This window comes from Paracoccus sp. 228 (assembly GCF_000967825.1).
Classification (GTDB): domain Bacteria; phylum Pseudomonadota; class Alphaproteobacteria; order Rhodobacterales; family Rhodobacteraceae; genus Paracoccus; species Paracoccus marcusii.
In genome coordinates this window covers 1-1884 of the sequence record NZ_JYGY01000027.1, presented here as the reverse complement: position 1 = coordinate 1884, position 1884 = coordinate 1, and the positions used below count along the sequence as shown (strand labels likewise).

General features: G+C 59.9%; 1 protein-coding gene. It reads left to right on the top strand.

Annotation, left to right across the window (positions count from 1 at the left end; all coding sequences use genetic code 11):
* Positions 1-58 precede the first annotated feature (58 nt).
* The coding region (locus SY26_RS19665; RefSeq protein ID WP_052715415.1) for a family 16 glycosylhydrolase at positions 59-1884 on the top strand (1826 nt) is incomplete at its 3' end.

The following is a 1884-nucleotide window of genomic DNA, read 5'->3' as shown; positions in this document are numbered from 1 at the left end:
GCTTACCGGTGGAACCGGAAAAGATACTTTCCGTTTTTCTGCAGGCGACGGTCGCGACGTGATCACCGATTTCGACGCCAAGCTGGGAGAGCTCGTCGATGTCCGCGGATACGCGGGTTATACCAATCTCGTCACTGAGACGGGTGGCACTCGCATGGTCTTCGAGGGCGGCGACAGCATCCTCTTTCAGGGCGTCGCGAAATCGGCCCTGACCAACGTGAACTTCACCTTCAATGGCGTTGCGCCCAAAAATTTGGCCGATGTCGGTCCGGTTTTTGCTCCTGCGCCCACCCCGCCGGTGTCGTCCGATGAATATGATCTGAGCCTCTACAAACTAGGCCAGAAAAGCACGCCTGACAGCTGGCTGATCTCGGAATGGGATGCGGGTCAGACGAACAACATGTCATGGTCGGCCAACAACGTCAGCGTTGCGGCAAACGGTGATGTGAGTCTTTCTCTGACCAAGGCCCCTGCCGGCTTTTCCAGACCCTATCTCGGTGCGGAGGTGCAGTCCAACGAGATTGCAACGACCGGCACTTGGAGCTGGACGGCCCAAGCGCCGATCATGGCGCCCGGTGCGGTCTTCGGCATGTTCACCTACAAGGCGGACTGGAAGAACGATCCGTGGGTCGAGTTCGACTTTGAGTTCGTCGGCGGAGACACGACCAAAGTCCAACTCGCGATCCATATGGAGAACGCCAAGGGCGAGCACATGGTCCTGACCCCCGAGGCGCAGAAGCGGAGCATCATCGATCTCGGCTTCGACGCGTCGAAGGGGATGCACACCTACGAGGTGTCCGTGACCGAGAAGGATGCTACCTTCTATATCGACGGAAAGCAGGTTGCGAAATTTGGACCGGCCGACATGCAGGGCAATGTCTGGCAGATCGGTCCGATGGCGAGCTTCGTCGACTTATGGTCGGTCTCGTCCGGCCAGGAGGCATGGGCCGGGAAATGGACCGATCCCGGACGTCCGCTGGTGGCGATCGTCGAGGGGGCCGACATCCGTCCCGCAGAGTTCGGAAGCGCGATCGAGGTAGTAAGCCCGCCAGTAGTGTTGATCCCAGACCCGATTGTCATCCCCAATGGCATAAATGGAGATGACAGCGCGAACACGCTGAACGGTACGTCCGGGAACGACAAGATCTACGGCTTTGGCGGCAATGACGTCATCGACGGCAAGGCCGGCGCTGACGAGATGTATGGCGGCACCGGAAATGATGTCTACTGGGTGGATAACGCTGGCGACCGCGTGATCGAACTGGCGGGCCAGGGTCATGACACGRTCCATTCGACCCGTGACTGGGTTCTCAGCGCCAATGTTGAGGACCTCTACCTGCGCACTGCGGCCAACACCCGTGGTGAGGGCAACAGCCTCRACAACCTGATCTCCGGCAACAGCGGCAACAATGGCTTGTTCGGAATGGCCGGAAACGACGTCCTTCTTGGAAACGAGGGCAACGACACCCTGGTCGGGGGCACTGGAAATGACACGCTTACCGGTGGGACCGGAAAAGATACTTTCCGTTTTTCTGCAGGCGACGGTCGCGACACGATCACGGACTTCGACGCCCGCGCCGGAGAGATCCTCGACATCCGTGGATATGCGAACGTCACTGCGCTGATCAGCGAGAACGGCGGCACCCGGATCGTCCTGGGGACCAATGATAGCATCTTCCTGCAGGGCGTTGACAAGGCGACCCTGACACCCGCCAACTTCCTCTTCAACGGCGCCGTCCCGAAAGAGCTGAACGGCATGCAGGTCGGGCCCACGCCCGTTCCCGGCGCGATCAACGGGAATGACAGCGCGAACACGCTGAACGGTACGTCCGGGAACGACAAGATCTACGGCTTCGGCGGCAATGACGTCATCGACGGCAAGGC